At 63.7% G+C, this 1073-nt stretch carries 1 protein-coding gene; it reads left to right on the top strand.

What is annotated here, in order from left to right; all coding sequences use genetic code 11:
- Positions 1 to 95 precede the first annotated feature (95 nt).
- Positions 96 to 1073 (top strand): cell division protein FtsZ (gene ftsZ / locus EN969_RS32520; RefSeq protein ID WP_127419807.1); only part of this gene is annotated, 978 nt, incomplete at its 3' end.

The following is a 1073-nucleotide window of genomic DNA, read 5'->3' as shown; positions in this document are numbered from 1 at the left end:
AGTCAGTGGTTGAGAGACAGTTTCTAAAATTGACGGGGACAGCCCCATAGGCGGCCGCGGCGGCGAAGCGGCGTGAAAGGCAAAGGACGGAGACAATGACCATCAATCTGCAAAAGCCGGACATCACCGAGCTTAAGCCGCGCATCACCGTGTTCGGTGTCGGCGGCGGCGGCGGCAATGCCGTCAACAACATGATCACCGCCGGTTTGCGCGGCGTCGAGTTCGTGGTGGCCAACACCGACGCGCAGGCGCTGACCATGTCGAAGGCAGGCCGCCTGATCCAGCTCGGCGCTCACGTCACCGAGGGGCTCGGTGCGGGATCGCAGCCGGAAGTCGGCCGTGCGGCGGCGGAAGAGTGCATCGATGAAATCCTCGATCACCTGACCAACACCCATATGTGCTTCGTGACAGCCGGTATGGGCGGCGGCACCGGCACCGGTGCTGCTCCCGTCGTTGCCCGCGCAGCGCGCGAAAAGGGCATCCTCACCGTCGGCGTCGTCACCAAGCCGTTCCACTTCGAAGGCCAGCGCCGCATGAAGACCGCGGACTTCGGCATCGAGGAATTGCAGAAATGCGTCGATACGCTGATCGTCATCCCCAACCAGAACCTGTTCCGGCTGGCCAATGACAAGACCACCTTCGCCGATGCCTTCGCCATGGCCGACCAGGTGCTCTATTCCGGTGTCGCCTGCATCACCGACCTGATGGTCAAGGAAGGTCTGATCAATCTCGATTTCGCCGACGTGCGCTCGGTCATGCGCGAGATGGGCAAGGCGATGATGGGCACCGGCGAAGCTTCGGGCGAGGGCCGCGCGATGGCCGCCGCCGAAGCGGCGATCGCCAACCCGCTGCTCGACGAAACCTCGATGAAGGGCGCCAAGGGCCTGCTGATCTCGATCACGGGCGGCCGCGACCTGACGCTGTTCGAAGTCGACGAAGCGGCGACCCGTATCCGCGAGGAAGTCGACCAGGACGCCAACATCATCCTGGGCGCCACTTTCGACGAGGAACTCGAAGGCGTCATCCGCGTCTCGGTGGTTGCCACCGGCATCGACAAATCGGCGGCTGAAATC

It is taken from the genome of Mesorhizobium sp. M7A.F.Ca.CA.003.01.2.1, assembly GCF_003998945.1.
Classification (GTDB): domain Bacteria; phylum Pseudomonadota; class Alphaproteobacteria; order Rhizobiales; family Rhizobiaceae; genus Mesorhizobium; species Mesorhizobium ciceri.
The sequence above is the reverse complement of the archived record's forward strand: the minus strand, read 5'-3'. Positions and strand labels throughout refer to the sequence as shown.